We start from the raw sequence: 2,024 nt of genomic DNA, 5'->3' as shown, positions 1-2,024 counted from the left end.
ATCATAAGGGTATCCTAATCTCCTCATACTTTGAATCACTTCACTTTTCAGACAAAATTCTATAAAATCATACGATTCGAAATTGGAAAGGCAACCATTTTCTGGACAGTTTTCAGTAAGAATTTTGTAAACGATATTCTGCTGGTGATAAATAATTCTGTGATGAATGCATTCGTTTATTATTGAACCAATATATGTACGCAATCAACTCCATTTCTAACTGTTCTAAAGTAAAGAATTGTTGTGGATAGACAATTTTTTTATTATTTTGAATGTTGCTTCGACTACAGAAATATCATAGAGATTTCCCTTTCCACTCAATGATCTTCTAATATTGAACGCCTTGAGGATTTCATCAATCAACATATTGTCGAATTCACTCCCACGATCGGAGTGGAAAATTTTATAGTCATTCAAGTTGCCAGGTAATCTCGCAAAAGCAGCACCAACCAGTAATGCATTTTTATGGGAAACGCAACTCCAACCAATAATTTCTCGATTATATAAATCCATAATTATACAAGTGTAATTCCATTTGTTACCAACTCGAAGATAAGCTAGATCACTAACGATAGCTTCCTTATCCTGTCGCCGATTAAACTCCCGATTAACTACGTTAGCAATGGCAGCGTCATTAGTGTTGCTTTTCGTGTTTTATACTTCGCTTTGGAGCATGACGAAAAGATGCCTAGATAGTTCATAATTTTCTTGATTCTGCCTCGAGATATAAAATACTCTCGTTTCGTAATGCTCTATGAATTTTACGTGTTCCATAGGCTCGTTCTCATTTAATATTCTCAATACCTTTTGGGTATAGATATCTTCTATCTGTTCCGCCGATTTATTTTCCTCATAGTCGTAATAACCTGACCGAGAGATGCCTAAACATTTACACATTTTAGTGATTGAGTATCTGTGACGATTATTTCGAATCAGTTTTACTTTGGACCCATAATCAACGGTTTTCTATGCCCCGAAACTCGAACAGTACAGGCGGCAGGGCGACTTGCTTTAAAATATCAATTTCCATTCGCAAATCCTTATTCTCTTTTTGAAGTTCGATTAAATGCTTTTGCTCATCCGTAAGATTGTTTTCTTTTTTTAATGAACCACTATTGTTGTAATCCGTCATCCATTTATACAATGTCCACTAGATAAATCATATTCAGGAACAATTTCACTCGCAGGTTTTCCCGAATTATAGAGTTAAATCATTTGTTTTTAAAATGCATCTTCGTGCCGTTTTGCTGTTTTACTTGACATATTTGATACCTTCTTTCCGTTGTTTCTATTGCATCAATTTCGACTGATTATTGTCCGCTATATCGTAGCCTATCCATATTATTTTCATGTAACATACTAATAGTCTAAATGCACTCTTCAACAAATTCACTTAAGAAAACTTCATTTGCACTATATGTAATTATTCTCTCTGTCATTTTTCAACTCCTTACTATTAGATAGTGATATCATTCCTACGCTCTATTTTAGTTAATTTTGTAATTATAACAAACAAATATTGATTTACTTTATCAAATTGTTATCAATGAACCAAAAAATAGAGAAAAGCCCTATTTCTAAGGCTTCTTTCATTAAGATCGTTTATTCCCACTCAGCAACTTAATCTGTCTCACTATTCTCAAATTGCCCATTTTAAAGGCTATTTTGATACTCATCTTCTCAGTATTCTCAGGGTTATCATGGTTCCCAAAGTTTTTGACATCACTTTGACATCACTATTATTAATTTAAGAATTGACACCTACATAGTGTCCAAGAATAAATTACTACTGAAATAACCCTAAAAAATTAGATTAGCTTTTTTGAACTACGAAATCAATCCCCTTGACCAGCAATAAATTAACAATGTTTTCTTTCTCTTGTGCACAACTAAAATTTAAAGTTTCAAAATATTCAAGAATTTCTTGATGATAAAACCTTCCATCAAACTGACAACTTAATAAATATTCAAAAAGCTTGATTTTTGCTCCATTATAACCGTCCTCTTTATAGTTACCTCTAACT

The 2,024-nt window shown here is 32.8% G+C and carries 3 protein-coding genes and 1 pseudogene; all 4 read right to left on the bottom strand.

What is annotated here, in order from left to right; genetic code table 11:
• Nucleotides 1-112: 112 nt before the first annotated feature.
• Nucleotides 113-277: pseudogene (locus GVV20_RS10725) on the bottom strand (IS3 family transposase); the annotation flags it as partial.
• Nucleotides 226-573, bottom strand: coding sequence for a DDE-type integrase/transposase/recombinase (locus GVV20_RS10720; RefSeq protein WP_407925789.1), 348 nt, complete (start codon nucleotides 571-573; stop codon nucleotides 226-228). The pseudogene GVV20_RS10725 and the gene GVV20_RS10720, both read right to left, overlap by 52 nt.
• A gap of 382 nt (nucleotides 574-955) precedes the next feature.
• The gene (locus tag GVV20_RS10435) at nucleotides 956-1,132 is read right to left on the bottom strand and encodes a hypothetical protein (protein WP_159740289.1); all 177 of its coding nucleotides are present in this window, start codon (nucleotides 1,130-1,132) and stop codon (nucleotides 956-958) included.
• Nucleotides 1,133-1,813: 681 nt separating this feature from the next.
• On the bottom strand, nucleotides 1,814-2,024 hold a 211-nt coding region (locus GVV20_RS10430), incomplete at its 5' end, for a hypothetical protein (RefSeq protein WP_250690209.1).

This window comes from Erysipelothrix aquatica, assembly GCF_009828775.2.
GTDB classification, from domain to species: domain Bacteria; phylum Bacillota_I; class Bacilli_A; order Erysipelotrichales; family Erysipelotrichaceae; genus Erysipelothrix; species Erysipelothrix aquatica.
Note: the sequence above shows the minus strand (reverse complement) of the source record. Positions and strands in the feature narration are given on the sequence as shown.